Below are 26,066 nucleotides of genomic sequence, written 5' to 3'. Positions count from 1 at the left end.
ATGACGACTCAATCCATGAATGCGCCTTTATCCGCGATCGGGCCATCCGACCGCGAGCAGATTGATGCGCTGCTGGACAAGGTGGCGCTGGCGTTCTGCCGCCTGAAGGCCATCAACAGCGTGACCGATGACGCGCAGGCCAGCGACACGCTGACCATCCAGTTCGAAGAGTGGGACTGGGAAGTGGGCGTCGGCCTGTACGGCTTCTGGAAACTGGCGCGACAGCGGCAGGATCACGCCATGCTGGCGGCGCTGGAACAGTGGTACGAACAGAAATTGCAGGCCGGGCTGCCGCCGCGGCAAATCAACTCCACCGCGCCGATGCTGGTGCTGGCGCTGCTGTGCCGCGACAACCCGCGCCCGCACTGGCTGGCGGCGGTGGCGGAATGGGCGGACTGGCTGTTGCATTCGCTGCCGAAAACCGAAGACGGCGGCTTCCAGCATACGGTCAAGGAGCGCCCCAACACCGGGCAGCTGTGGGACGACACGCTGTTTATGGCCGGGCTGTTTCTGGTGGTCAGCGCCGGAGTGCTCAAACGCCGCGAACTGCTGGACGAAGCCGAATACCAGTTGCTGACCCACGCGCGCTATCTGGCGGACGCCGCCACCGGGCTGTGGTATCACGGCTGGACTTTCCTGGGCCGCCACCATTACGCCGGGGCGTTCTGGGGGCGCGGCAACGCCTGGGTGACGCTGGTGCTGCCGGAAATCTGTTGTCTGGCGGACGCGCCGCTCTCGGTGCCGGTACGCCGCACGCTGGAGGCGATTCTCACTCAGCAGACCCGCGCGCTGGCTGCCTGTCAGCATGATTCCGGGTTGTGGCACACCCTGCTCAACGACCCGGATTCGCCGCTGGAAACCTCCGCCAGCGCCGGTTTCATCGCCGGCATTCTCACCGCCCGCCAGCTCGGCATGCTGGCGGATTTCCCGCAGGCGGTGCTGGATAAAGGGCTGGCGGCGGTGATGGCGCAGATTGATGAACAGGGCGTGGTGCAAGGAGTGTCTGACGGCACCGCGATGGGGCACGACCTGCAGTTTTATCACGATATCCCCAATGTCGCCGTGCCGTACGGGCAGGCGCTGGTCATGCTGATGCTGCTGGCGCAGCGGCATTCTGTTTGAAAAACAGAAACGGGTTTGAAAAACAGAACCAGGTTTGAAAAACAGAAACGGGTTTGAGGAAACGGTGATGGCGAGTCTGGAACTGAAAAACGTCCATAAAAGCTATGGGTCGATACAGATTATCAAAGGCGTGGATCTGACGATCCGCGACGGGGAGTTCATGGTGTTCGTCGGGCCGTCGGGCTGCGGTAAATCCACGCTGCTGCGGATGATCGCCGGCCTGGAGCCGATCACCGACGGCGAGCTGTGGATCGGCGATCGCAAGGTCAACGATCTTGGCCCGGCGGAGCGCAAAATCGCCATGGTGTTCCAGTCTTATGCGCTGTATCCGCATCTGTCGGTGCGCAAGAACCTGGCGTTCGGGCTGGAAAACCTGCATTTCCCCAAAGACGAAATTGAACGGCGCATCGCGGAAGCCGCGCGCATGCTGGGGCTGGAGCCGTATCTGGATCGCAAACCGCGGGCGTTGTCCGGCGGGCAGCAGCAGCGCGTCGCCATCGGCCGCGCCATCGTGCGCGACCCGGATCTGTTCCTGTTTGACGAGCCGCTGTCCAACCTTGACGCCAAACTGCGGGTGCAGACCCGCGGCGAGCTGACCCGGCTGCACCAGAAACTGCGCACCACCATGATTTACGTCACCCACGATCAGGTGGAGGCGATGACCATGGCCCAGCGCATCGTGGTGCTCAACGGCGGGCGCATCGAACAGGTGGGGACGCCGCTGGAGCTGTTCAACCGGCCGAAAAACAAGTTTGTAGCCGGCTTTATCGGTTCGCCGCGCATGAACATGTTCCACGCCACCATCAGCAGCGCGTCGGATGACGGGGTGGAAGTGCGCTGTCCGTCCGGCAACCTGTTGCGCCTGCCGTTTCGCGGCGAAGAGGGTAAAACGGTGGAGCTGGGTATTCGTCCGTCGCACTGTCAACTGGTGGGCGAGCACGACGACGGCGTGTCGCTGTGCATCGACCGCTGCGAAATGATGGGGCATGAAACCTTTATCTATGGCCGCTGCGGCGGTATCGACGACGAGCTGATCGTGCACCTGCCGGGGCATCATGAATTTCGCGCCGGCGAGCTGGTGTTTGTCCGCTTCCCGCAAGACTATTGCCACCTGTTTGACACCGACAGCGGCCAGACGTTGCCGCGTCTGACGGAACAGCATGCCTGATTGCAGGAGACAAGCATGAACCGAAAATCGTTGATTCAGCCCGGCGCGTCGCTGGTGGATACGCTGGTGACGCCGGTGGAGAAATCGGTCAACCTGCTGCAAAAATTCGGCGGCCGCCGGGTGATGCCGTGGTTTTTCATCGCGCCGAACATGCTGCTGTTCGCCGTGTTCGTGTTTATTCCGATCCTGCTGGCGGTGTGCTACGCCTTCACCGGCGGCACCAACATCCTGCTGTGGGACCGGCCATACGTTGGGTTGCAGAATTTCGCCACCCTGCTGAGTTGCGAACAGTACACCGTGCCGGCCACCTGCGAGCAGGACCTGTTCTGGACCGGCGTTTACAACACCGTCTCGTTCACCTTTTTTAATGTGACGTGCACGCTCGGCGTGGCGCTGGTTACCGCGCTGATCCTCAACCGCAAGATCATCGCCCGCGGCTTTTTCCGCGCCATCTTCTTCTACCCGGTGCTGCTGTCGCCGGTGGTGGTCGGGCTGGTGTGGCAGTGGTTCCTCAACCGTAACGGGTTGCTGAATCTGGTGCTGTCGTCGCTGGGCGGCCAGCCGATTACGTTTTTGCTGGAGCCGTCGCTGGCGCGCTTCTGGGTGGTGTTCGTGTCGGTGTGGTTTCACGTCGGTTTTTATACCCTGATTTTATTGGCCGGGTTGCAGGCGATCCCGCGTGATATCTACGAGGCGGCGGCGGTGGACGGCACCTCGCGCTGGCGCGGTTTCTATCGCCTGACGCTGCCGTTGCTGGCGCCCAACATTCTGGTGGTGGTGATCCTGTTGACCATCAACAGCGTGCAGATTTTCGATGAAGCCTGGGTGCTGACCAACGGCGGCGGGCCGGGCACCGCCAACAACTTTATTGTGCAGTACATCTATCAGACCGCGTTTTCCTCCAACGCGTCGCTGTACGGGCTGGCCTCGGCGGCGTCGGTGCTGATGGGGGTGGTGCTGATGATCCTGACGGCGTTGCAGTTCCTGCTGACCCGCCGTCTGGAAGGCAAAAAATAACCGGGAGCCGGCATGATGAAGATAATCGCGTTTCTTACCCGCACCCGTTATCCGGGGCGGATTCACGTCACCGACATCCTGAGCTGGGTCTGGCTGGTGGTGGGCACGCTGCTGGTGTTGATCCCGGTGATGTGGGCGGCGATGTCGTCGCTGAAAACCCCGGCGGAGATCAACCGCTTTCCGCCCAGTTTTCTGCCGGAGGCCGCCAGCACCGTCACGCTGCCCGACTACCCGAAACCGCTGGAGCTGTGGCAGGCGAAGCAGGACGACGGCAGCAGCAAGACGCTGGCGATGGTGCGGCGCATTGGCCTGCTGGCGCAGATGGTAGACCCGCAAGCGCCGCAGGAGGTAGTGCGGGTGCCGGTGCAGAACCTGACGCCGCAGAAAACCCTGCATCTGGAAACCGACAACTACACCACGCCGATGTCGAAATTCCATTTCGCCACCTACCTGAAAAACACCGTATTCGTGACGGTGATGGCGACGTTGCTGACGCTGTTGCTGAGTTCAATGGCGGCATTCGCGCTGGCGAAATACGAGTTTCGCGGCCGCGGCACGGTGCTGACGCTATTTCTGTCCACCATGATGATCCCGCTGTCGGTGGTGATGGTGCCGACCTTTCTGGTGGTGATCGGCCTGCGCATGGGCGACAACCTGTGGGGGGTGATTATCCCCACCATCGCCACGCCCACCGGGGTGTTCCTGCTGCGCCAGTACATGCTGACCATCCCGGATGAGCTGATCGAAGCCGCGCGTATCGACGCCGCCAGCGAGTTTCGCATCTACTGGAAAATCATCCTGCCGCTTACCGCGCCGGCTCTGGCGGTGCTGGCGATCTTCTCGGTGATCTGGCGCTGGAACGACTTCCTGTGGCCGCTGATCGTGCTGTCCAGTCAGGACAACTTCACGTTGCAGATCGGCCTGAATGCGTTTCAGGGGCAATTCTCGGTGCAGTGGCACTACATTCTGGCGATGACCATGCTGTCGTTGCTGCCGGTGACGGCGGTGTTTGTGTTCCTGCAAAAATACATCACCACCGGCATTGCCAACACGGGAATGAAATAAATGGCGACGCTCAAGGATATTGCCGACCGCGCGGGGGTGTCGATCAGCACGGTATCCCGGGTGCTGAACGGCACCGCGCCCATCAGCGCCAAAGTGCGCCAGCAGATTATGGCGATCGCCACCGAGCAGGGGTATCCGCTGCATAAGGCGAGCAAAACGGCGGACAACCCGGAGCCGCTGCGCCACATCATGCTGGCGACGCCGCGCAACCTGATGCTGGAAAGCGACCTCAATCTGGTGTCGCTGACGCTGATCAACCGGCTGAAAACCCTGTGTCAGCAGCGCAACATCCAGCTCAGTCCGTTTGTCGGCGAGCCGGACAGCATCAACGAACAGCAACTGTTGCAGGCGCTGCGCGGCGGGCGGGAAAGCGGCATTCTGATTGTCAACGACGACCACCCCACGTTGCTCAACGCGGTGGCGGAAAGTGGAGTGCCGGCGGTGCTGATCAACGGCGAAGACCCGACCATGCGGCTTAACACTGTGATGCCCGCCAACCACTACTCGGCCGCGGCGGCGGTGCGTTACCTGATTGCGCAAGGGCATCGGCGCATTCTGCATCTGACCTGGCATTCCCGACTGACCATCCGCGAGCGTGAGCGCGGCTACCGCGACGCGCTGGCTGAAGCCGGTATCCCGCTGGACGAACGGTTGATTCTGTCGCTGCCGGATTTCCAGCCGCTGACCGCCCGCGACGCGCTGCTCGGCTGGCTGGCGCGCCACCCGGACCGGCTCGGCGTCACCGCCATCTTCTGCGCCGCCGACAATCAGGCCATTGGCGTGGCGGAGGCGCTCAACCAGCACGGCCTGCGGGTGCCGGACGACATGTCGGTGATGGGGATGGACGATATTCTGCCGCTGGATATGCTGCCGCTGGCGCTCACCACCGTGCACCTGCCGTTTGAAGAGATGGCGCGCGCGGCGTTGCAGCTGCTCACCCAGCAACTGTTGCCGACCCAGTCGCTCGGCGTCGCCCAGCGTATCGAACTGGCCGGGCAGTTGCGGATAAGGGATTCGGTGCGGGGGATTACGCCGCCGGTTGTTTCAAAAGCGGTCGGGAACGATTCAATCCTGTAGTGGGAACGTGTGGGATGGGCGCTAAGCGCCCACTAACGCTTCCATCTGACTGAGCCAGCGATCAAATAATGGGCACTGTTGCCGGATCCGGGGAATGCCGATGCGGCCGGCAAGGGTTATGCCCACGGTGGTTTTGGCGAATTTGCCGTGCGCCGACCAGCCGTCCAGCCGTTTCGACGGCGCGGTATGCGGGCTGTTATTAATGCCTTCCGGCCCACCGCTGTGTGCAATTACCCGATCGATATCAGCCTGCCGGATGCCTAACTCACCGGCCAGTATTTCGCTGTTGCTGAATAACAGCGCTTCGAATTCATGCACCACCATGAAGGGAATAAATCGCCTTTCCGCCTGTTGCGACGCGAATTTTTCCACGACGCTGTCGTACGCGGCGCGGTTAAGCGCATCCGCAATCTGGGCGGGGGTTGCGGTGGGGGAGAGTTGTTCCCGCCCCGGCCATGATGTGAGGCCGTAATAGTCTACCATGGTGGTGATATACGTATCCGGGCGCTGCTTCAGGTGCAGGCCGATATCCGCAAGGGTACGATCAAAGCGGACATCACCACCTTTCTGTCCGGGCTTGCTGACCTGCGTTGCATTCAGGTAAACGTTGCGTTCGGCAAGGTAAGGGGCGAGGACCGAAGCAATAAACACCTGTTCGGTTTTGCCTTCAACGATGGCAATCACTTCTATGTAGTTACTCATATACCGGTCCCCCGGTAATGACGTTCTTGGTCCAGAGTTCGCCCACCGAGTAATTTTCCAGCCACACGGCAAAGTCAGCTTCGTCGAGTCGCTCGAACGACGAGGCGCCGTCTTTACGGTTCACCACGATGATATCGTTGATGCTGAACTGGTCGATCAGCGCGGGCGATTGGGTAGCGATGAGCACCTGGGTGCGCTGGGCGGCCTGTTGTATCAGTTCGGCCAAAATAACGATAGCGGCCGGGTGCAACCCGAGCTCCGGTTCGTCAATGATGATGGTAGACGGCAACACCGGTTGCAGCAGGGCCGTCGCCAGACAAATAAAGCGGATAGAGCCGTCAGACAGATGGTAAGGCTGCATCGGATAGTCTGAGCCTTTCTGCGTCCAGCTAATGTTGACTTCTTCACGATCGCCGCTCTGGCGCGGTTCCAGCAGAAAATCGTCAAAAAACGGCGTCACCAGTCGGATAGCGTTCACAATCGCGCGGTATTCAGCCGGGTGGAACTGTTTCAGCTTCAGTAAAAAGGGACCGATATTGGCGGCATCGGTACGCAATACCCGGTTATCTTGTACGATTTCATAGTTACGCATACCGGCGGTGGAACCGGTATCGTGAAAGTGGTAAATCTGCCAGGACGCGATGGCGTCGTACACCGGCTGGGAAAAGCGGGCATCGAGTTTTTGATCTTTGACCTCGGCGACCATCAGCGAGGTGCCGTCGTGGCTGTCGCCCAGCAGCCACCAGCCCGTTTTGCCGCCCTCATAGTAACGCGCCTCGTCTTCAATTGCGCAACTGTTGGCCGGGGTGGGAACCAGCTTGAAGCGAAAACCGCGCGACCCAAAGTGGGTTTCGAACTCCATTTTCTGCGTGATTTTCCTGCCGTTGAACAGCAAATCTCCCGCACCGCCGCTGTCACGAACGTAACGATTTAGATTGCCGTCGATCAACGCCCGCAGCATTTTGAAAAACGCGATCAGGTTGCTTTTGCCCGCGCCATTGCCGCCCACGATGACATTGAGGTGACCCAGTTCGAAATCGACCAGTGATCGGATTGATTTAAACCCTTTGATCGTCAGTTTATCCACAGTCGTTGTCATCATTCCCCCTGAGCCAGCCTCGTCATGGCCTGCCTACGTATATCAAATACCCGCTACTTCGGCAGGTAATGTAACAAGTAACCCGACGGCAGCCAAAGCGTATTCGTCGGCGGCGCTGAAGCGCTGCCGCCAGTGCTCACGGATTCCGCTCCCGCCGGTTTTTTCTGATGCGTTGCAGCACGGCGATGGCGACCACCACGGCGGCGAACAGCAGCAGGATTAACGTCTGATATTGCTGCCAGTACGGGTCCGCCACCAGCGCCAGCATCAATGCCGCGGCGAACAGCACCACAAAACCGGCGAACCACAGCGAATCGGTGACCTTGCGCACCGGGAACAGCCACAGGCTGGCGACGCCGGTGACGACAATCCCCCAGAAGGTGATAAACAGCATCAGCCGTAGCACCCAGCGGTTGGGGCAGATCACGTCGATAAACGCATTGACGGCCGAGGCGATGCGCGCCAGCGGCGCGGGTAGATCGGCGGCGGGGTAGTAGGTCTGGCTGATGAGCTGCTGGCTGGCTTCGTCGAGCGGCAGCGGCCAGTAGGCGGCGCCGAGAAAACTCCAACTGCTGTAACGCACCAGTTCCGCCAGCTCGGTCGTTTGATGGCGGTTGGCGTCGGTAATCAGGACAGGCACCAGTTTGCGATACAGCTCGGGAACCGCGGCCTGCGGCTGCTGGCTTAAAAAATGGCGCAGGTCGCTCAACTGATCGAGCGTCCGGCGCGGTTTGACCACCCCGTCAGGGGGCTCCGGCTGCAAAATAAACCGATCCACATACGGCAGCAGTTCCCGCAGGTTATCCAGCGTGTAGAACCCTTGTCCTTTGAGCAGCGACTCCACCGGCACCATCAGGTTGACGGCGTAGCGGGGCGGTGAATCGGGCGCGTGTCCGGCGGGCGTGAGGGTTTTGCGCAGCGCCTGCACAAAGCGAATAAACGTCTGCTGACCGGCGCGGGTGGTGAGCCGGGTCAGGTCGAAGTCCAGCGTCACTCCGTCGGCCAGGGTATCCGACGGACTCAAACCGAAGGTCAGCCAGGGTGTGGCCCGATTGATCCAGTCATCGTCAAGCGGGGTCTGAATGTTGGCGCCGAGACGGGCGACCAGCGACGAGGTGAACAGGCTGACCAGCGCCGGCGACGGCAGTTTTCTCGGCGTGGACACCACCAGATCGACATGGGTGCGGTAGCGGTGCGCCAGCCGGATGAAATCGGCGTAGGGGCGGGTTTTCCGCCAGTTGGGCGGCAGCACCAGTTGCGGGTCGCGCGCGCCCGGCAAAACCGCGGCGGAGAAATAGCCGATACGGTCCAGTTGACGAAAGTTGAGGGTCTGCCCGTCGGCCAGCGGCTGCCAGTAAGGGTAAAAACCGTAGAAGGTGGCGTCGGCGCCGTTAACGTTCGGGGTGCTGTCTTCACAGCCGCAGTCGGCGGGCGCGCGCCAGACCATCGGCGGGGTGGTTGACGGGGGCGCGCCGTCTTTGCGGGCGATGTCCAGAATGCGTTGCCGGCTCTGGTGGCTGAGGCGGTCAAGCCCGGCCATTTTCATCGCCACCGCCAGCTGGTAGCGGTCGGCGAACGGGGTATCTTTCAGCGTTGCCAGCCGCGCTAGCGCGTCTTTGTCTACGGATACCAGATTGAGATCCAGATAAGCCAGCTCCAGCGCATTCTGATTAAGCGAATAGACGGTGATCGGCGTGGCGGTGCTGGCGTCGCTGCTCTGCCGGGTGTCGGCGATTTCAGTACGTAGCTGATTGTCGGGGTGCGCATTATCGTTCTGCGAAGAACTGTCGCTCTGCGTCGTGGTCTGGGTGCGGCTGGGGTTGCCGTTGCTGACCGGTACGGCGTCCACAATCTGTTGCAGGATCTGCTCCTCATTGCCGCGCAACTGGCGGATCAACGGTCGCACCGCGTTGTTCAGTTCCACCGGACTGGCGAACTGGTGGCCTATCATGCCGTCCAGTTGGCTCTGGATAGCGTTGCGTTCCGCCAGCTTGCGCAGGTCATCCTCCGTCAGGGCGTAGTACTGCGGCGACGTCACTTCCGGCGGCGGCGGGACGGCGGCGGCGTCCGCCTGCGCGGTGAGAAATTCGATGGTTTTCTGCGCCGGCCACTGCAACAGCTCCGGCGCGCCCATGCGGCTGCGCCAGTAAGGGAAGAGCTGATCGAGCTCCGATACTTTAGCCAGCGACACCAGCAGCGCTTCGGCGAAGGTATTGCGGTTGGGCGGCGGCGTGATGCCGAATTCGCCGCAAAACGTCGCCAGCCATTTGCGCGTCTTGGGGCCGAACAGCCCGTCGGCGAGGTAGTCGCCCGGCTGGCGGTAATCCGCCTGATACGCCGGGTCGTCGTGATAGATAATCGCCAGTTTATCCTGCGTGATGCGGGTAAAGCGTCGGCTGTCCATCCGTTCCAGCGCCTGGAGGCATTGGGCGTAAGTCGGGGCGTCGGGTACGGCGGATGGCATGAGCGCGGGTTCCGGCAGTGCGGTATAGGCCGCCGGTGGGAGCAGTAATGCCAATGGCAGCAACAAGGCCAGCAGCCGCGCCAGCGTTGCGTTACGCCCGGTGAAACGGTGAATCCTCATGGCGATGGCTCTCTCCCTTACGGTTGTCAGTGATGCGCAGGCTGTCCGGCAATCGGCGTTCAGCGCCAGACCACGTGCAGCGGCCGGTCCATCCAGGGGTATTTGATGGTCGAATATCCCCACGGCAACCGGTCGAGCAGCATGTCGAACGGGCCGGGAACCACCTCCAGTTTCCAGCTGTCCGCCTGTCGCCACAGCGTGCCTTCGCGTTGCAGGAAGGTCTGGCGCAATCCGTCAACCGAGGTGTGGCCCAGCGCATTCCAGTGCTGAAGGAGGGCGTCCAGAAGCGCATCCAGCGTGTCGCGGGCGGCGGCGTCAGGCGGTAGCGTTAACGGAAGCGGGGCGTTGAGCGGCAGGCCGCACAGCAGCTTGTTCAGCGCCAGCTGGTATTCGGCGCAGTTTTGTCCCCGATCGACCAGATATTGCAGGCAATGGATAGCCTGATGGCGGGCGTCCGGCTGCGGGAAGGCGCCGTCCTGCACCAGCGCCAGCTTTGTCAGCAGGCGAGGGAGCCAGGGCGCGGCCAGCACCAGCCCGGCATTGGCGACCGGCAGCGGCTCATCGGTGCCCAGCGTCTCGTCGCCCCGCCAGTCGATAACCGCCGGAGCCGCCATATCCGGCACGGCCGCAGGTTGCGGTGCATCGGTATCGGCTACGGCATCAGCGAGGTCCGGCTGTTCAGGGGGCGACGCGGCGGCGATGTCGCGTTCAGGCGGTTGCCCGACATCCGTGACGGCGACGACCGGCGGCGTGTCCTGATGCAGCCCGGCGGCGGTGATCAGCCGTTGCAGGCGTTCGGCCAGCGTGCGGGTCGAGGGGAAGCGCTCGGCCTGCGCCTGTTCCAGCAGAAAGCGGTAGAACGCAGACGGCGACGGCTGATGGCTGCGCTGTTGCCAGTCGGCGGCCTGTCTGCCCAGATAATGGCTGATAAAGGCGGCGATATCCGCTGGCGAACCGGCGGCGAACAGACGGTGATACAGCGCGCGCCACAGCAGATTTTCCAGCTGCTGCGCCGCGCCGCGGTACGCCGGGTGACGATGACAGAGGTTGGCGATAAAGCGGCCGTAAGGGTATAGCGCCAGAAAGTCGGTGCGGCGCAACAGCAGCAGTAAGGCGGTGTGCAGCCTGTCGGATAGCGTGTCCGCCAACCATTCGCTCAGAGCGGGCGAACGCAGCGCGGGCAGCAGCAACCGGCGTACCGCTTCCGGCTGCGAGGGCAGCATGCGCGCCAGCGCGGCGGATAGCCCGGCGATGTCATCGGCGGCGAGCGTCGCTGCAGCGTGCCCGGCGATCCGGTTCAGCAGCGCCAGCGCGGCGTCGTCATCCATCGCTGATGGCATTGGGGCATCAGGCGTCGTGGCGCCGACAGGCTGGCGCGGGGCATCCACTGACGGCGGGGCGGACTGGCTGACCGCATCGCGCAGAGCCAGCCAGTCCGGCGTGCGGTTGGCGGCCAGCGCGTCGATCATCTGCCCGTAAAACGCCTGCCGCTGTGCAACGGTCAGGCGGCGGGTGACGTTGTCGAGCGTGGCCGACAGGCTGCGTAGGTTGGCCGATGGCTGACGCAGCGCGATTAGCTGGGCAAGCAACTGGGCGGCCTGCGATGGGCGCAGAGCGGCACACAGCCGCAGCCAACTGGCGGGGTGGTGTGTGGATACCGCCAGCCAGCGCTGGAGCAGCAACGGGTTATGGGTCAGCAACCGTTGCAGGCAGCGCTGCAGGTCATTACCGGCATACGAGGACGCAGCGCGCCAAACGGTGCGCGCCTGATCCGGCGGCGTAAAGCGGCGCGTCGGGTCGCCGTGGACTAACACGTCGTACAGGTAGTGGTAACAGGCGGCGTCAAGCAACGGCTGCTCCGGCGGCGGAAGGTCAGCGTCGATGTGACACGGCGCCGCGGCTTGCGGTTGAGGTTGAGAGTGAGGTTGCGGCTCAGGCTGCGGTGACGGCGGCGGCGCGGGAGGCGAGCTTTCGCGCAGCCGGGTAAGCAGCGTCAGCAGCGCCCGGCGCACCGCGGTATCGGCCGGGGCGTGGCGCAGGCGTTGCAGCAAGGCGTCGATCAGCGCCTGACGCGACAGGTTATGGTGCGCCGCCAGTTGCCGCAGCAGCGCGTCCAGATAGCTTTGCCGGTTGAATTCGCTGCCGCGCTCCGCCAGCAGGTAGCTGAACGTGAGGCTCCACAGGCTGTGCGTCAACAGCGGCTCGCCGGGGGCGTGGGCGGAATGGTCGGCGATAGCCGGCTGGCTGGCGCGCACTTCTTCCATCAGCTCGCGGATAAACGGCGCGTCCGCCGGTTCCAGCAGGGTCAGCAGCCGATATTGCGTCGCCGCGGAAAAACGCACCACCCAACGCTGGCGTACCTGACTCTGCTGGCCGCAGGCGATCAGCGCCGGGCGTAACGTCAGCAGCATCGCCGGCGTGCACTGGCGCCACACCCGATTCAGCGCCGCTTCATCCGCCTGTTGCAGCGCGTCAGCCCACTGTTGCCGTAGCGTGTTGACGGCGGGTTCTGCCGCGGCCGCTTCCCGATGTCTTATTGATTCGCCGCTAACCGGCCCGCGTCGCACCGGTTGAGCGCCCGACCTCATGACCGGCAGCGCGCGGGCGAGCGGCGCCATTTCTCCCCATAATGTGGTCAGCAGCGACAGCAACGGTTGTTTCAGCGCGTGCTCGCCCGGCCACGCCGCCAGCCGCAGGTACAGCGTTTGCAGCAGGTCGGTCCGTTCCATATTGTGGTGCGCCGCCATGCGGCCAATCAGCCCGGCCATGTAGCGCTGTTTGTTGAACTGGCTGCCGCGCTGCACCAGCAGATAATGCAGGGTGAATTCACGCAGCAGCTGATCCAACGGGGCGCTCGGGTCTGTGGGCGCCGCGTCGTCGGGATGATGGAACCACGCCGGATGCCTGAGCACCTGTTGGATGAACGGTTGCGCCTGCGGCGCCAGCAACCCCAGCAGATCGTCGAAGGCGTGGTCATCCACCGCCTGCGCCATGCCGCGCACCACCTCGGGCTGTTGCCCGCAGGCGTAAAGCGCCAGCAGAAACCGGCCACGCTGGTCGCCGAGCAGCGTAGCCCAGACCGGCAGCAACTCCTGTCGCAGACGGCGCTGGCGCAGCGCCTGATGGATGCGCTGATGCCAGTGGCGGTGCAACCGCGCCTTTAGCGCGGCTGGCAGCGCATCCGCTTCCGGCTGGGCCGCCAGACAACGCAGCGCGATATCCTGATGCGCGGGCGTCAGCTGTTCCAGCCAGCCGTTTAGCGCGGTAGCCGGCAACTGAGAAACCAGCCGGGCGATCAGGCTGGCCGGGCGAGCGCTGGCGTTCAGTAACCGGTTCAGTCCGGCGCGGTGTTGGCGCACGGCGTCGGCCAGCCAGTGGCGGTGGCGGTCTACCTGCCGCCAGCCTTGCCGACCGGGGTAATGCCAGGGCATCACGCCGTGTTGCAGGAAAAACTGCAACTGACGCCACTGCGCCGCCGGACCATCCAGCACCTGTATTTCCGCGGCATCGGCGTCGTGGCGTTGATGTGGCTGGGCCGGGTCGGACGGTTGCTGCGCGCGCAGCGCCTCCGTCAGTTGCTGCTTTAGCGCCGCCAGCAGCGCCGACTCCAAATCCGACGCCGGCAGCGCGCCCAGATCGAGCCGCAGGTGGTCGATCACCCACAGTTGATGGGGCGGCGAAAACTGGTCGAACAGCGCGTCGATCAACGGCAACAGCTGTTGCTGCACCCAGCGCGGGGCGTCGCGCTCGAACCGCTCCGCCTCGGACGAATGGCGAAAGTCGAGCGTCAGGCTGGCGGTGTGAATCCGGTGTAGCTGCGTCATGCGTCCTGTCCTGATGGTTGAGAAGTGGGGGATTGGGCGTGCAACGATTGCAACAATGCCGTCAGCCGGGCGGCCGCGTTGTCGCACGATGGCTGGCCGGGAGCTTCCCGTCTGGCGTCGAGCCATGCCAGCCAGGCGGTTTCAAACTCGACCGTGGCGTGAATATCGAGCCAGTGACAGCGCGGCAGCAGATGCGCCGGGCACTGTCGGGCGATCAGGGCCTCGGCCTGCGCCCGGAACACCGGGTTGCCGCCGCGGGCGGTGTAACCGGGCAGAATCAGACTGATCTGGCCGGGAAACGGGTCGCTGTCGGCGCGGGCGTCATCACCGCCGTGCGCCGGGCGCAGCAACAGGTGCTCCACCACGTACACCCCTTCGCACCGCTGATTAAGGCGGATGAGTTCGCGGCGCAGCTGGTTGATGACGCGCACCAGGTGCGCCGGTTGGCTGCTGGCGCCCAGGTATAGCCATAAGCCGTTTTGCGAGCCGGGCGCCGCCGACAGCCGGAACAGCGCCTGATAAAAGCCGCCGGCGTCGGGCGGCAGAATGCGGTAATGCGCCAGCATCACGCCGCGTTGCAGCAGGTCGACCGGCAATGGCCGCAGGCGCAGCGCCAAAACATCGCGCGCCGCCGCCGCATCGGCGCTGCCCGGCGCCGCGTCGCTCAGCGGCACATCCAGCAAACTGTCGAGGGCCGACTGATCCAGCCATTGCAGATGCGACTGACCCGCCGCGCTGTGCAGGAAGGCGTCATCGGCCATCAACTGCCACCCCTGCCGGGCCAGCGTCTGGCTATAGGGCCACGCGTCGGCGTCGTCCATCCCGAGCAGCAGCGCCACCCGGTCGGCGAACCCGCCCCGGTTTTCCCGTTCGGTCATCGGCCGGCGCGTGTTGAAACCGGCGCCGCGATCGCGGGTCAGGCGGTCGATGGCCTGAATAAACCGGCGCTGGTACTCAAGCTGCTGACGGCTCTGCACGCGCTGATCCGACGCCTCGCCCGGCTGACGCCACAGTCGGGCGTCCAGCGTTTCGCCGTATAACGCCAGCAGATAGTCGAGCAGCCGTCCTTTGCGGTCCGGGTAGTGGTCGACCTCGGCCAGCAGGTGATGAAAACGCGCCGCCGCATCGTCGGGATACAGGAGATCCACCCCGCGGAACTGCTCATCATCCAGCAGGTTGAAGGCGTAACTGCGCCCGGCGTCGGTGGCGGGGGAAAACAGGTCGCGCAGGTTAGCCAGGTTGGCGCAAAAGTTGGCCATCAGCTGTTCAAACAGCAGCAGATAGCCGCGAAATTGCTGGATCTGCGCCTGTTCCTGCCGGTTCAGCGCCGTCGGGACGCGCGGCGCGTCCAGCCGGTAGACGCCGGGGAACAGCGACTGGATCGACCGGTAATCCGCCAGCTCGCGCCAGATGCCGTGCGGCGGCGGGATGAGGGCGGCGGTCTGGCGGCGAATTTGCTCGTGCAGCGTGCCGTTTTGCGCCTTACGCCGCACCAGCCGGATGCTCATGGCGCTGAAATCAATCGACAGCGGGTGGCCCTGATGGGTCAGGTTGAGGTCGATGTCGTCGTGCTTTTTCGGCAGCAGGATCCAGTCGCCGGGGCTAAAGTGGTCCTGCGCATTGTCGGGATGGCCGTCCCGACAGGGTTGCGGGATCAGCTGCAACTGCCGGATGTGGCCGACGCCGTCGATGTTGATCAACCGGGTATAGAGCGCCGATAGCGGCCTGACGGCGGCAACACGCTCGTTGCCCGGTGCGCCGTGGTGGTCGGTGTAGTTATAGGCATAGCTATCGGCATAGTTATCAGGGTAGCTGTCAGCATAGTTATCAGCATGGCTAGCGGTGTGGCTGTCGGCCTCGTCGCCCCGGAGCCACTGTTCGGCCTGAAAATAGATTTCAGCCGCCAGGTTGTCGGCGTTATCGTGCAGATTGTTGGTGTTATCGTAGTTGGTGTTATCGTAATAGTGCAGCTCGATATCGGCGTGTAGCCGCAGCCCGCGACTGTCGATGATGCGGACGCCGGCGAGGTCTTCGCCCAGATTACGGGCGCGGTGGTAGAGATGCGAGGCCGCATCGACAATGTCGTCGCGCAGCGCCGGATGGTGGTCGCAACGCTGACGCGCCGCCTCGGTCAGCAGCAGATCGATGTGGTAGCGACCCTGACCGTCCGGCGTGACCCACGCCTGTTCCACCTCGTCCATCGTGTCCAGCACCGCCTGCTGATAATCCTGCCGGGTGCAGGGGCGGGGCGGGAAAATCTGTTCCGGCAGCATCAGCCCCTGCGCGGCGAAGTCGAGGCGACCGTCCGGCTGCGTCAGGTAATCCTCTACCTCAAAGTCGGTGCGGTAAATCAGGTCGGTGAGGGCGAAACACAACAGTTCCAGCAGCGTGACGCCGGGGTCGTGGAGGTTGTAGTCGGTCCAGCGGTTGCCGCTGAGCCGTTGGACCTGCTCCAGCCCTGCGCGCAGCAGGCTGGCGACGCTGTCAGGGTCGTCATGGGGCGCCTGTCTGGGAATAAATGACGGTTGCGCCATGCCTTACTCCTCGTCCGCCGGCAGCAGGCTGTTGTGCATGTAGGCGTCATGCCACAGCCGGGTGAGGTGGTAACGAATAACGATGCCGTCGCCATAGCTGGTGTGGGTGCGGATCTGCAACCGGTAGGGGCGGATGCCGTCGTGGCCGCCGGCGGGCGTGTCGTCGCGCAACCAGCGCAGCGTCAGCTTGTCGGCGCGCGAATGGTAATAGGCGTGGCGGGCGCTGATGCGGTTTTTGCGGTTGAAAAAATTGAAGAAAAAACCGCTCGGCGCGCAGGTGTTCAGCGCGATGGCGTGGATCAGCGCGTAGCGCCCGGAGTGACGGATACCGACACCCGCCACCACCTCGAAGGCCTGGCACCCTTCCAGTTTCGGCGTGAGGTCGTGCCATTCGCCGTCGGCGGGCAGGCGGTCCGCCCATTGCGCGCCGGCGCGCCCTTGTGCGCCGATCACCCCGTTGACATCCAGCGCGTGGCGCGGCGTGGTGGTGTTGATGCCGGCCCGACCGTCGGGGGTGAACGTCAGCAAGGGGTCGGCGTCGGCGATGGCGTCCTGCCCGTCGCCGGCGTGGCGGTTGACCCGCAGCAGGTCGCTGTCCGGTTGCAGGCTGACCGACCACAACGCCCGGGTGGGGTCGCTGTCGCGGTAAAACGTCATCAGTCTGGCGTGGGTATCGAGTGCGGCGATCTTCAACCCCTGTTCCGGCGTTTTATCGAACCCTTCCTCGATTTTGTTGACTGACGAATCGATCAGGTCGGAAAAATGTTCGGCGGACGGCATGGCGCCCTGACGAAAATAGTTTTTCAAGGTGCCGCGATTTCGTTTTGCCACTCACATACTCCCCATGTCGCCGTTATTCTCCATCTCACCGTCATTCTCATCTCGCCGTTATGCCCATGTCGCCGAGCCGGCGTGTTTCCGCGATGGGCTAACGGACGGTGATGAAGCTGTCGCCGATAATCAGGTCGCCGATACCGATTTTTTCCGGCGCTCGCAGCCTGAGGTCCGGACTGAGCCGCAGGTCATGCTGCTCAACCGGCAGGATAATATTCCAGGGATAGCGTGGAGTTAGCCCGGTCAGACTCGGGTTGTTTCCGGCGGGATCGCCGGTTTGGTCGTGCGGCGCGGCGCTGTCGGTCAGTCGCCAGCGCTGTGTTTGCCCGTCGCTCTGGCCGAGGCCGGCCTGACGGAGGGTGATCAGCGAAAAGCCGGTCACAAAACGCACATAATCCAGATGCGCGATAAAGGCTTCGATTTGCCGCAGCGCCATTCCGGCGCCAAACCCCTGATTGGGGCTTTCTTCACGCCACGGACAGAGGTAGGCGGAGATATCCCGGTTCAACCGGCGCAGCGCCTGCCCCGGGTGATGCCCCGGCTGAAAGGCGACGCTACAGCGCACCTGAACCCTTTCGTACACCGGCGAGCGAACCGTAACGACGGCGCCCGGCGGCGCGATCGTCTGCAGCCAGGTTTGTATCCGGTGCAGCAGCGCGGCGCTGGCGTGCAAAGGTTCGCACGGCTGGTGCCGGCAGGCGGGGTGGCGCTGGCGCACCAGCAGCAGTACCTGTCCCGGATGGCGGCCCGGCACGCCGAAACGGGTATGCGGAAAACAGCGTGCCTGTTCGATCTCGGGAAAGTGTTGCAACACCAGCCGCTCGTAGTCCCAGCCGGTTAACGCTCGCCCTTTGTGGCGCAGTTGTTCGCTTAACCGTTGCCGGAATTGTCGCGGGGATTCCCGCGGCGCGCCGCCGGTCGACGGCATCATCAGGCTGATGGCGCCCAGCCCGGCCGGCGGGTTGAGCGCTCGCCAGCCTGACGCCGCGGCAGGCGGCGTCGGCTCGTCGTCCGGTTCCTGCCCGTCGGGCCACTGGCGCACGGCCCGCACCACGTGGGCGGCGACGTGCAGGCAACTGGCGTACTCGCCGATGCCCTGCCGGGTGCTGACCCGCAGCCAGTAGAGCCGGTCCGGCATCACGGTGTGCCGGTCGTTGATCGCCGGCGGGATATCCAGCGTGACGATGCCGGAGGTGATAAAGCCGTGGGTGGTGTCGGCGATCACCTGATGCGGCGGCAGCACGCGCCAGTCGTTGTCGACCAGATAACGCCACTGGAATGCTTGCCGGTGGCGGATGGCCGTGGGGGCGGCCCGATCGTCGAGCTGGAAAAACAGGTTCAGCGCGCCGCCGAGCGACGACGCCTGTAACCCGATGAACAGGTTGCCGTCGTCGTCATAGCGCGGGAAAAAGGCGACGGGACGGGTATCTCCGCCGCTTTCGGCCGCCGGGTACAGCATTTCATGACCGAACGGGTGCAGATGCAGGAGGTGGCTGTCCGGCGCCGGTTCGTGGCCGGAGTGGCCCGGATGAATTCGGGCGCAGGCCCGATAGCTGAGCGTCAGCCGGTTGATCGCCGGGGTATAGGGCGGATTGGGCAGCGGCAGCGGTTTTCGGCGTCGGGCGTTGTGCATCAGCGTCTGACTGAGCAGCGTGCCGTACTGATGATGGCCGAAGCCCTGTTCCGGCTCGCACAGCGACAGGCGGATCAACCCGTTGCGGCTGGCGTGATCGACGCGGAACGCGTCAGCGTCGGCCGCGGGGCGGACGGGCTGAAAATCCTGCTTCAGATCGCCCTGAATCTGTATGTCGGAGCGCAGCCGATCGCTGCCCGGTTCGCTGGCGAACAGCGCAAGCGGGCCGCCGACCGCCTTCCACTCGCCTTCGCGCAACACGGCCAACTGCGCCTGAAAACGGCGGTTAGCGTAGTCGCCGGGGTAACCCTGATAATGCTGGCGAAAACCGTCGCTGCCGCCCGGTAGGTTCGCCCAGTCGATCGTCAGCGTAATGTCCTGCACCGACTTTTGGGCCAGTTCGTAACTGGCGAGGGTCAGCGCTGGCTGCCCGGTTGGCTGCGCACCGAACGGATAAAAGGTTTTGCCGATGTCGACCTGCCCGTCGCAGGTGTCTATCTGTAACGTCTGCACGCCGGATACCCGCGTGGCGAGGAGCAACGGGCCAAGCACGAAATCGCGGAACACCGAGTAGGGAAAAAACGGCGTTTCCGGCTTCATTTCCAGTTGCAGCGCCGGCGCGCGGTAATGCCAGAGGTCGCCATGAATGGCCGGATCGCAGGGAATTACCGCCCCGAAGCCGGGCGACAGGGTAAAGGTGAGCCGGAAGCCGTACGGGCCGTCGTCGTCCGCGCTCAACGGGTGGATACGGTAAGAGGCGATGGTTTGCCAGCCGCTTTCGGTGCTGAGACGCAGCGTAAACAGCTCGCTGTAGAGGCGGTAAAAATTAACCTGCCGATTGCCGTTCAGCAGTTCCGCCAGCGGCGGCTGGCTGTCGTCGGGCAGCAACTGGCGGCTTTTTTCCAGCACCAACCGTTGTTCATCGTCATTCAGCCAGTCGGCGCGGCTCAGGGTCTGGCGGCTGAACAGGTGCCCCAGCACACGACAAGCGCACGCCGGATCGCGGGTCTGACGCAGTACGCCAAGCAGGAAATACTTGTACAGCAGGCCGATAGCCTCATCGTCACGGCTGCGCTGCAACGCCTGTAGCTGGCGGGGCGTCAGCGCGTCGACCAGCGCGCCGATGACGGCGGGGGCGTCGTCGTCGGGCAGCAGCGGCGTCAGCGTCTTCGCCAGCGTCAGCAGCAGGGTGGTCAGCCGGTTGCGCAATACCGCCGGGTAAGGGGCATCCCTGAGCAGGTACAGTTGCTGCGCCAGATGCGGCCGCTCCGCCTCGTGCAGATTGACGGTCAGGCTGACCCGCCGCCGCCCTTCCGGCAGGTAGAGCACCGGGTCGATAATAGCGATACCCGGCGCCGACGGCGAAGGATGGCGCTGCAAGGCCGGGGTTTCGCCAAACAGCGTCAGCAGCGTGCGGGAGCGGGGCTGGTCGCTGCGCCACGGCCACAGGCTGTCGCTATGAATGGCGGTGACGAAATCCAGCTCCCGTTCCGGCGACATCAACGGGTCGCGCTTGAGCAGCAGCGAATGCACCTGTTTGACCTCGGCGTCGCTAACCTGTAGCGGTTGTTCGCTGCGATAGAGGATGTCACGCAAGCGGGCGTCTTGCCCGGCGCTGAAGACTACGCCGCGCTCAAGCGACAGCGGCGTGGTCAGCCCGTTGTCCGGCGTCAGTTTCAGGAAGACGGCATCAGCCGTGAGCGGCTGCGGTTGCTGCCGGAGTACCTGGCGGTAGTAAAAGTCGAGGTGTCGTTCGGTAAAACGGTTAAGTCGGGCCTGCGCTCGGGCGAATAACTGCAGGAAGGTCAGGTACAGCGCGACTTCCGGCGCGTGATCGGCGTGGGACAGCGCCTGTTGCATCCGGCGACGGCCGTCGGTCTGTAGCTGGCTGACGGCGTTGACGGCGGCGGAAAAACAGAGCTGTAACTGCTCTTCCAGCACCTGAATGCCCGGCAACTGCTGTTGCAGCAGCTGTTGCTGTTCGCTGGCGATAAATCGGCCGTTGTCGTAGCGAATTCCCCATAGCGGATCGAGGGTTTTCAACGCTGGGTCCGCCAGCAGCGACGGGCGGTAGCCGTCCAGCGCCTGCGCCAGAATCACCACGTACTGGAACGGCCGCACCAACTGCGCTTTCAGTACCGTCTGGATGGTCAGTTTGATGTGGTCGGCACTGGTGGTCTGGACGGGAATAAAGGCGCGGTACCACCGATCCAGATTCGCGTAGAGGGCGATCAGGTACGTCAGCGTCTGATCCATGCCGCGCGACTGCGCCTGCCGAAAACGGTTTTGTTCCAGCGCGGCGTCGAACGACAGGATGATCGCCATACCGGTGACTTCGCTTTTGGCGAACAGCGCCTGCCAGTTGCCCGGCTGTGTGGTGTCGCCGCGGTCAAATGACAACTGCGCGGCGATGTCGCTGGCCAGCACCAGCAGCGTTTCAAACGACATCTCATCCGTCAGGAACGCGCCGTCTTCCAGTGCCGGCGGCAGGCGCTGTTGCTGCGAAGTGGCCGGCGGCGGCAGCGGGGGATTCCAGGTTATGGTCATGGGGCGGCAGGCCTCGGTTAATGGTTGTCAGTGATGGATGAAAACCGGTGGTTTGGCGTGGCGGCGCGCGTCACGGCGTCGTCACCAGCGTGCCTTCGCGCAGATAGAACGGGTACACCATGTTGCTGCGGGTATTGGTGGCGATCAGGGTATAGTCGAGATGAATCAACAGTTTGCCGTCGATGGCCTGCTGGTTGTCGATGACGATCGCCTGTAGCCGGATGCGCGGCTCGAAGAACAGGATGGCTTGTTCGATGCGGGCTTTCATGTCGGTGAGGGTGGAGAGGGTGAGGTCTTCAAACACCATGCCCTGAATATCGCAACCGTACTCCGGCGCCATGATGCGCTCGCCGGGGCGGGTGGAGAGCAGCAGCGCCAGACTTTGTCGGACGTCTTCGTCGCCGCTTACCATGCCGATGCTTTGCGCGGTGGCGTCAAACTGCGGCGGGAACCCCCAGCCGGTGCCGAGAAACGCATTATCGTTATCCACGTTATCCTCCTATCAATACGGTGAATTCGCCGAGCGCGATGTTGCCGCCGTGAGCGGTGGTATCGCCGATACGGGCGGCCGGTTTACCGCCGATCAGCACGGTGGCGGAGCCTTTAACGATGACGTCCGGCGGCCCGACGCACATACAGTTGTCGCCCATCACCGCCGCCGGCAGTTTGCCGATCAATACGGTCGGCACGCCGGGACCGATGACCGGACCGCCGACATGGGGGATCGGCGGCAGCCCCGGCGTCACCATCGGGCAGGCGTGTAAATCGGTCAGGCGGGCAGCTGGCGGCATCAATATTTCCCTTCATTTTTTAAGGCTGCGGCAAGCAGCCGGATTGCATTGATAATTCATTGGTTTATGGCAGAGCCTGGTGCAGTTTCGTGCCGGATAAGCACTGTTTTTCCTTGCAACGTTGTCGCACGCACGACAAGGAGAGGCTCAAACGCCGCCTCTCCTTGACCACTGGCTGGGAGGCTAAACTGTGCCGCTACCGCGGTCCCTTCGGCGTTCGCCTTCGCTGTTCGGGCCGCCCGTGACGCGTTCCAGACGCGGCACGGGCTTTCGCCGCGTCCATGCGGCTCACCCGGCGAAGTCGCCCGCCTCAGCACAGTTTTGACGCCAGAAAGACCATGCTATTTCTGCATCTGTGTTGCTTATCATGTTCAAACCTAAATCAGTATTAGTTGATCATCACGATGCCGCCCTTCACCACCGTCTGGCCGGAGGCCGACAGTTCGGCGGTGGCGTTGCCTTTGGCGGTCAGGCCGGTTTTGGCTGACAGACTGACGTTCATTCCTTCGGCGGTGACGTTGGCTTTGGCGCTGATATTGATGGCGCTGGCGGCGGTCAGTTCGATTTTTCCTTTGGCGTTGAGGGTGATGTTCTTCGGGCTGTCCAGCGTGATGCCGGAGGAATCCAGCGTTACGCTGTTGCCGTTCTGGTCCAGCAGCGTCACCGTTTTGTCCTTGTCGCTCAGCACCGCCTGATTACCGCCGGGGGTGGTAATGGTGATCACCTTGTCCTCTTCGTTGAACTGCAGCGTTAACTGGCTGCGGGTCACCAGCGTTTTGATGGTGTTTTTGGCGTCCGGCGTGATCGGCGGCGGGTTTTTGCTGCTGTACAGACTGCCGAGGATCACCGGGTCCGACGGGTTATTGTTGAAGTAGCCCAACACCACCTCGTCACCCACCTCCGGCATGAATTGCGCCCCGATGCCGGTTGAGGCGTAGTAACTGGCCAGCCGCGCCCAGATACCGTCGTTTTCCGCCTGCATCACCGGCACCGATACCTGAATGCGATGCTGCTGTTCCGGGTCGCCATCCAGTTTTTTGACGATGCCTATCTGTAATCCGTCCACGCCGGGCAGCAGACCGGCGGCGGGCGGCGGCGTCAGATCGCGGTGTTCGGCCGACCACGCCGGCGGCATGCCGAAGTCGATGTGGGTCAGCCACTGGCCGTCCTGAATGTGATGGCGGACGCCGCTGACGTAGAGGTGACCGTTAAAGCGCGCGCCGACCCCGGCCAGTTCGATCAGCGTGTTGATGCGCGCGCGAGCGCAGCCCTGGCAGGTCAGGGTGCCGCGCAGGCGAGAAAGGGCGGATTTGACCTGCTGGCCGCGGGCCCAGTCCCGCAGCGCGCTGTTAGCCAGCGGCGTGGCGCTTTGCAGCCGGTATTCCGTCAGTCCCAGCACGCGGGCCAGCTCGTCGGCGCTCAGGTTGCCCTGCCGGCTGACGGACTGGGCGGCGGCCTTTTCCTGTAGCGGCTGCTGGTTTTTGATATCCCAGCCAACGCCGGTCACCGAGGTAAATTGGTGGCGGGCGTCAATGTCGGCGGTGAGTGAAATCAGGTCGTCGCCGTAGGTGACGGTCAGCACCGGCGAGGCGCTCAGACAAGGGGCGGCGACAGCGACGGCGCCGTCGTCGTTGCACACCACCAGCCCGTTGGCTTCCGCCCGGGTGAGCAGAAAATCCCAGTCGCTGCAGTTGAACTGCACCAGTTCGTCGTGCTGGGTATGGGTGGTGTCGACGCGCGCGCTGAGTCCGGCGCAGCGGTTAATCAGGCGGCTTAAAATGTCGCTGTCTTTCTGCTTGAGATAGTTGTCGTTGCGGCGGGCTACCGTCATGGCGATCGCCTTGTCCCGGCATTCGATCACCAGCCGTGAATGACCGGCGCCGCTGATGCTGATGCCGTGGCGAATGATGATCCCGTCGAACAGCAGCTGTTCCTGACTGGCGTAGCCGGCCGCGATGGTCAGGCTGTTGCCCGGCTTGAACAGGTCGCCGCTGCTGAGCGGAAAGCGGTTTTGCGGCATGTCGCCGTCCTGAATCACCAGCTCCGCGCGGGCGATATGGTTCACCCGTTTACAGACGTGAATGGATAACAGCTGGATATCGTTGCCGATTTCGGCGCCGTTGCTCTTGATGGTGCAGGTCACCACGCCGTCACTGTGTGTTGCCGGGGAGTCCGCCATATCGTCCTTCCGTTAGGCCAGTGGGGGAAAGTAGAGGCGAGTGCCCGGCACAATGTGACGCACGCTGGTCAGATTGTTGTAACGGGCCACCGCCACGTAATAGGCGCTGTCCTGATAGATCGCCTGGCACAGCTGCGGCAGGGTATCGCCCTGTTTCACCACCACGCTGTGGGTGAGGTCGGGCGAAGAGCGGTTGGCGCGCAACGCCTGCTCGTTGCTGTCCAGATAGTTGTCAAAACGCAGCTCGACGGTGGCGCGCAGCGGCGCGCCGGCGGCGTCGAACAGCGAATAGCGGATGGCGAGGCGGGTCAGCCGCCCTTTGAACGACAGCGTGCCCCAGGTCAGCACCACCACGCTGGGTTCGTGCTTGTCGCCGACATAGCGGTACACCACGTTTTTAAGCTGGGTGATTTGACCGGCGACGTCCGCTTTTTGCGGCTGCTCCACCACCCCGGTGCCGTCAATCATCATTTCGAAGCTGAGCGTTTCGCTCTGATAGCTGGCGAAACCGAGCCGCGGCGCCAGGCTGCCGAGCGCGCGATTGCCCGCGGCTGACCGGTTGGTGTAATTGATGCCGTGTTCATGGCGGATGCCGGCGGGGTTGAGCATCACGTCAAATTGCTGTTTTTTGTCGAGGGTGCGGATAGTCAGCTTCTGCATGATGAACGGCTCCGGTTAACGTTCCCGCGGCTCGGTTTGCAGGTGATGAAATGAGATCGCTCCCGGCGTGGCGGGCGGGTTGGCCGACGGCCCGGCGTCGCGGTTTTCCGCGTCGCTTTCCGCCTGATGGGGCGAGTCCGGCTCATTCGGCTGGATGACCCGGGAATAAATCGTCAGTTGTCGCACTTCTATCGCCATGATCATGTTTCCTTCTGGGTCACTGTTTGCGTTTGGAACGACTGAAACACAGGACGATCTCTTCAATCGCCACGTCATTACGGGCGGCGTGGAAGCGATCGATTCTCCAACTGATCGGATAGGCGTTATAAAACAGCCAGATCCGCAAGGGGTCGCCCTGTTCATCCAGCAAACTGACGCTCACCTCTTTGGTGACGATCGGGCGGTTAAGCTGTCCTTCGAAACAGCTTTTGCACCAGCGCACCAGCGGCGAGTCGGCAGGGCTGAGGCCGCGGCGCAGCGTCAACGGCCCCTGTTTCACCGCGGTCGGCAGATAATAAACGCTGTTATTGCCGCCTTCGGTGAACGGTTCGGTTTCAATGCGCGATTCGATGCCGGACACTTCCTGAAAAGCCTGGTCGTCGCCGCTGTTGTCGATATTCACGCTGAAATAAAACGCGGGTAGCGGCCATTCGCCGCCGGGCGATTTTTTTTGCATCGGCATTACCGGGTCGTGTCATTTTCGTGTGGTTAACGCGGCTGCCCGCCGCGTTAACCGGGTGCGGTTATACCGCGACTTCCAGCCCTTCGTGCGCCAGCTCGATGGTTTCAATCGCCACTTCATTGCCGTCTGATTTCAAATCCGTGCCGCTGACTTTGGTCGGCCAGGCATTTTTCAGCTTCCACGTCATAGCCGGGCTGCCGCTTTCATCCAGCAAATTGATGGTGACGGCGGTGCGGGCGATGGTGTTCATCTTTATTTTCGAGAACCAGTCGTAGAAGTTATTGTCTTTGACGAAAATGCCTTTTTTCAGGGTCACGTTGCCGGATTTGATAATGCCGGGCATCTTGATGGTGGAAAATACCGGGCTGTTGCCGGCGCGGTATTCAATAATCTGGGCTTCGATATCCAGGCCGGTAATTTCCTGAAACGACGCCACCATGCTGGCGCCCGCGCCGCCGTCCCATTTCACTTCAAAGTGAAATTTGGGCATCGGCCATACGGTGCTTGACTGAGCGGAACCGTCATCTGCCATGGGTGTTCTCCTTGAA

19 protein-coding genes are annotated in these 26,066 nt (G+C 63.1%); 5 read left to right on the top strand and 14 right to left on the bottom strand.

Features of this window, described 5'->3' with window-relative positions:
• The 5 genes from bglB to CVE23_RS18535 all read left to right on the top strand — a co-directional run bounded on the left by bglB (position 1) and on the right by CVE23_RS18535 (position 5,449).
• A complete protein-coding gene (gene bglB, locus CVE23_RS18555; protein ID WP_049842465.1) occupies positions 1–1,122 on the top strand; it encodes a beta-galactosidase BglB in 1,122 nt (373 codons plus the stop codon).
• Between the two features lie 67 nt (positions 1,123–1,189).
• Entirely contained in the window at positions 1,190–2,290 is a 1,101-nt protein-coding gene (locus tag CVE23_RS18550) for an ABC transporter ATP-binding protein (RefSeq protein WP_049855519.1), read from the top strand.
• Positions 2,291–2,305: 15 nt separating this feature from the next.
• Positions 2,306–3,307: a carbohydrate ABC transporter permease gene (locus CVE23_RS18545; RefSeq protein WP_038920182.1), complete on the top strand. Its 1,002-nt coding sequence runs from the start codon at positions 2,306–2,308 to the stop codon at positions 3,305–3,307.
• 12 nt (positions 3,308–3,319) lie between these two features.
• Entirely contained in the window at positions 3,320–4,372 is a 1,053-nt protein-coding gene (locus CVE23_RS18540; RefSeq protein ID WP_038920181.1) for a carbohydrate ABC transporter permease, read from the top strand.
• The gene (locus CVE23_RS18535; protein WP_100850124.1) at positions 4,373–5,449 is read left to right on the top strand and encodes a LacI family DNA-binding transcriptional regulator; all 1,077 of its coding nucleotides are present in this window, start codon (positions 4,373–4,375) and stop codon (positions 5,447–5,449) included.
• Positions 5,450–5,470: 21 nt separating this feature from the next.
• Here the strand turns inward: CVE23_RS18535 and CVE23_RS18530 are convergent, their stop codons facing one another.
• The 14 genes from CVE23_RS18530 to CVE23_RS18460 form a co-directional block, all read right to left on the bottom strand.
• Entirely contained in the window at positions 5,471–6,151 is a 681-nt protein-coding gene (locus CVE23_RS18530; RefSeq protein WP_100850123.1) for a DUF4276 family protein, read from the bottom strand.
• The gene (locus CVE23_RS18525; RefSeq protein ID WP_208622081.1) at positions 6,144–7,253 is read right to left on the bottom strand and encodes an AAA family ATPase; all 1,110 of its coding nucleotides are present in this window, start codon (positions 7,251–7,253) and stop codon (positions 6,144–6,146) included. Before CVE23_RS18525 ends, CVE23_RS18530 begins: the two co-directional genes overlap by 8 nt.
• 133 nt (positions 7,254–7,386) lie before the next feature.
• Positions 7,387–9,834, bottom strand: a complete 2,448-nt coding sequence (locus tag CVE23_RS18520) for a hypothetical protein (RefSeq protein ID WP_225622611.1) — start codon at positions 9,832–9,834, stop codon at positions 7,387–7,389.
• A 59-nt stretch (positions 9,835–9,893) separates the two neighbouring features.
• The gene (locus CVE23_RS18515) at positions 9,894–13,658 is read right to left on the bottom strand and encodes a contractile injection system tape measure protein (RefSeq protein WP_100850121.1); all 3,765 of its coding nucleotides are present in this window, start codon (positions 13,656–13,658) and stop codon (positions 9,894–9,896) included.
• A complete protein-coding gene (locus CVE23_RS18510; protein WP_100850120.1) occupies positions 13,655–16,192 on the bottom strand; it encodes a hypothetical protein in 2,538 nt (845 codons plus the stop codon). Before CVE23_RS18510 ends, CVE23_RS18515 begins: the two co-directional genes overlap by 4 nt.
• 3 nt (positions 16,193–16,195) lie before the next feature.
• Positions 16,196–17,023 (bottom strand): hypothetical protein, encoded by an 828-nt coding sequence (locus CVE23_RS18505; protein ID WP_049855526.1) that lies wholly within the window; start codon positions 17,021–17,023, stop codon positions 16,196–16,198.
• 97 nt (positions 17,024–17,120) lie between these two features.
• Positions 17,121–21,206, bottom strand: coding sequence for a baseplate J/gp47 family protein (locus CVE23_RS18500; protein WP_100850119.1), 4,086 nt, complete (start codon positions 21,204–21,206; stop codon positions 17,121–17,123).
• A gap of 70 nt (positions 21,207–21,276) precedes the next feature.
• Positions 21,277–21,696, bottom strand: coding sequence for a GPW/gp25 family protein (locus CVE23_RS18495; RefSeq protein WP_049855528.1), 420 nt, complete (start codon positions 21,694–21,696; stop codon positions 21,277–21,279).
• A gap of 1 nt (position 21,697) precedes the next feature.
• Entirely contained in the window at positions 21,698–21,997 is a 300-nt protein-coding gene (locus CVE23_RS18490) for a PAAR domain-containing protein (protein ID WP_038665902.1), read from the bottom strand.
• A 388-nt stretch (positions 21,998–22,385) separates the two neighbouring features.
• Positions 22,386–24,176 (bottom strand): type VI secretion system tip protein VgrG, encoded by a 1,791-nt coding sequence (vgrG, locus tag CVE23_RS18480; RefSeq protein WP_100850118.1) that lies wholly within the window; start codon positions 24,174–24,176, stop codon positions 22,386–22,388.
• Between the two features lie 12 nt (positions 24,177–24,188).
• Positions 24,189–24,836 carry a CIS tube protein gene (locus CVE23_RS18475; RefSeq protein ID WP_100850117.1) on the bottom strand — a complete coding sequence of 216 codons (648 nt, stop codon included), beginning with the start codon at positions 24,834–24,836 and terminating at the stop codon, positions 24,189–24,191.
• Between the two features lie 15 nt (positions 24,837–24,851).
• Entirely contained in the window at positions 24,852–25,034 is a 183-nt protein-coding gene (locus CVE23_RS18470; RefSeq protein WP_038669297.1) for a hypothetical protein, read from the bottom strand.
• 19 nt (positions 25,035–25,053) lie between these two features.
• Positions 25,054–25,512, bottom strand: coding sequence for a phage tail protein (locus tag CVE23_RS18465; RefSeq protein WP_225622610.1), 459 nt, complete (start codon positions 25,510–25,512; stop codon positions 25,054–25,056).
• Positions 25,513–25,579: 67 nt separating this feature from the next.
• Positions 25,580–26,050: a phage tail protein gene (locus CVE23_RS18460; protein WP_038920166.1), complete on the bottom strand. Its 471-nt coding sequence runs from the start codon at positions 26,048–26,050 to the stop codon at positions 25,580–25,582.
• Positions 26,051–26,066 lie beyond the last annotated feature (16 nt).

Source organism: Dickeya fangzhongdai, from assembly GCF_002812485.1.
Classification (GTDB): Bacteria; Pseudomonadota; Gammaproteobacteria; order Enterobacterales; family Enterobacteriaceae; genus Dickeya; species Dickeya fangzhongdai.
Note: the sequence above shows the minus strand (reverse complement) of the source record. Positions and strands in the feature narration are given on the sequence as shown.

Excerpts from the sequence above, each read along its gene's own strand:
- CVE23_RS18515 (WP_100850121.1), bottom strand. The coding sequence starts at position 13,658 with ATGACGCAGCTACACCGGATTCACACCGCCAGCCTGACGCTCGACTTT.
- CVE23_RS18500 (WP_100850119.1), bottom strand. The coding sequence starts at position 21,206 with ATGACCATAACCTGGAATCCCCCGCTGCCGCCGCCGGCCACTTCGCAG.
- CVE23_RS18470 (WP_038669297.1), bottom strand. The coding sequence starts at position 25,034 with ATGGCGATAGAAGTGCGACAACTGACGATTTATTCCCGGGTCATCCAG.
- bglB (WP_049842465.1), top strand. The coding sequence starts at position 1 with ATGACGACTCAATCCATGAATGCGCCTTTATCCGCGATCGGGCCATCC.
- CVE23_RS18520 (WP_225622611.1), bottom strand. The coding sequence starts at position 9,834 with ATGAGGATTCACCGTTTCACCGGGCGTAACGCAACGCTGGCGCGGCTG.
- CVE23_RS18540 (WP_038920181.1), top strand. The coding sequence starts at position 3,320 with ATGATGAAGATAATCGCGTTTCTTACCCGCACCCGTTATCCGGGGCGG.
- CVE23_RS18475 (WP_100850117.1), bottom strand. The coding sequence starts at position 24,836 with ATGCAGAAGCTGACTATCCGCACCCTCGACAAAAAACAGCAATTTGAC.
- CVE23_RS18490 (WP_038665902.1), bottom strand. The coding sequence starts at position 21,997 with ATGCCGCCAGCTGCCCGCCTGACCGATTTACACGCCTGCCCGATGGTG.
- CVE23_RS18460 (WP_038920166.1), bottom strand. The coding sequence starts at position 26,050 with ATGGCAGATGACGGTTCCGCTCAGTCAAGCACCGTATGGCCGATGCCC.
- CVE23_RS18530 (WP_100850123.1), bottom strand. The coding sequence starts at position 6,151 with ATGAGTAACTACATAGAAGTGATTGCCATCGTTGAAGGCAAAACCGAA.
- CVE23_RS18550 (WP_049855519.1), top strand. The coding sequence starts at position 1,190 with ATGGCGAGTCTGGAACTGAAAAACGTCCATAAAAGCTATGGGTCGATA.
- vgrG (WP_100850118.1), bottom strand. The coding sequence starts at position 24,176 with ATGGCGGACTCCCCGGCAACACACAGTGACGGCGTGGTGACCTGCACC.
- CVE23_RS18510 (WP_100850120.1), bottom strand. The coding sequence starts at position 16,192 with ATGGCGCAACCGTCATTTATTCCCAGACAGGCGCCCCATGACGACCCT.
- CVE23_RS18465 (WP_225622610.1), bottom strand. The coding sequence starts at position 25,512 with ATGCAAAAAAAATCGCCCGGCGGCGAATGGCCGCTACCCGCGTTTTAT.
- CVE23_RS18535 (WP_100850124.1), top strand. The coding sequence starts at position 4,373 with ATGGCGACGCTCAAGGATATTGCCGACCGCGCGGGGGTGTCGATCAGC.
- CVE23_RS18525 (WP_208622081.1), bottom strand. The coding sequence starts at position 7,253 with ATGATGACAACGACTGTGGATAAACTGACGATCAAAGGGTTTAAATCA.
- CVE23_RS18545 (WP_038920182.1), top strand. The coding sequence starts at position 2,306 with ATGAACCGAAAATCGTTGATTCAGCCCGGCGCGTCGCTGGTGGATACG.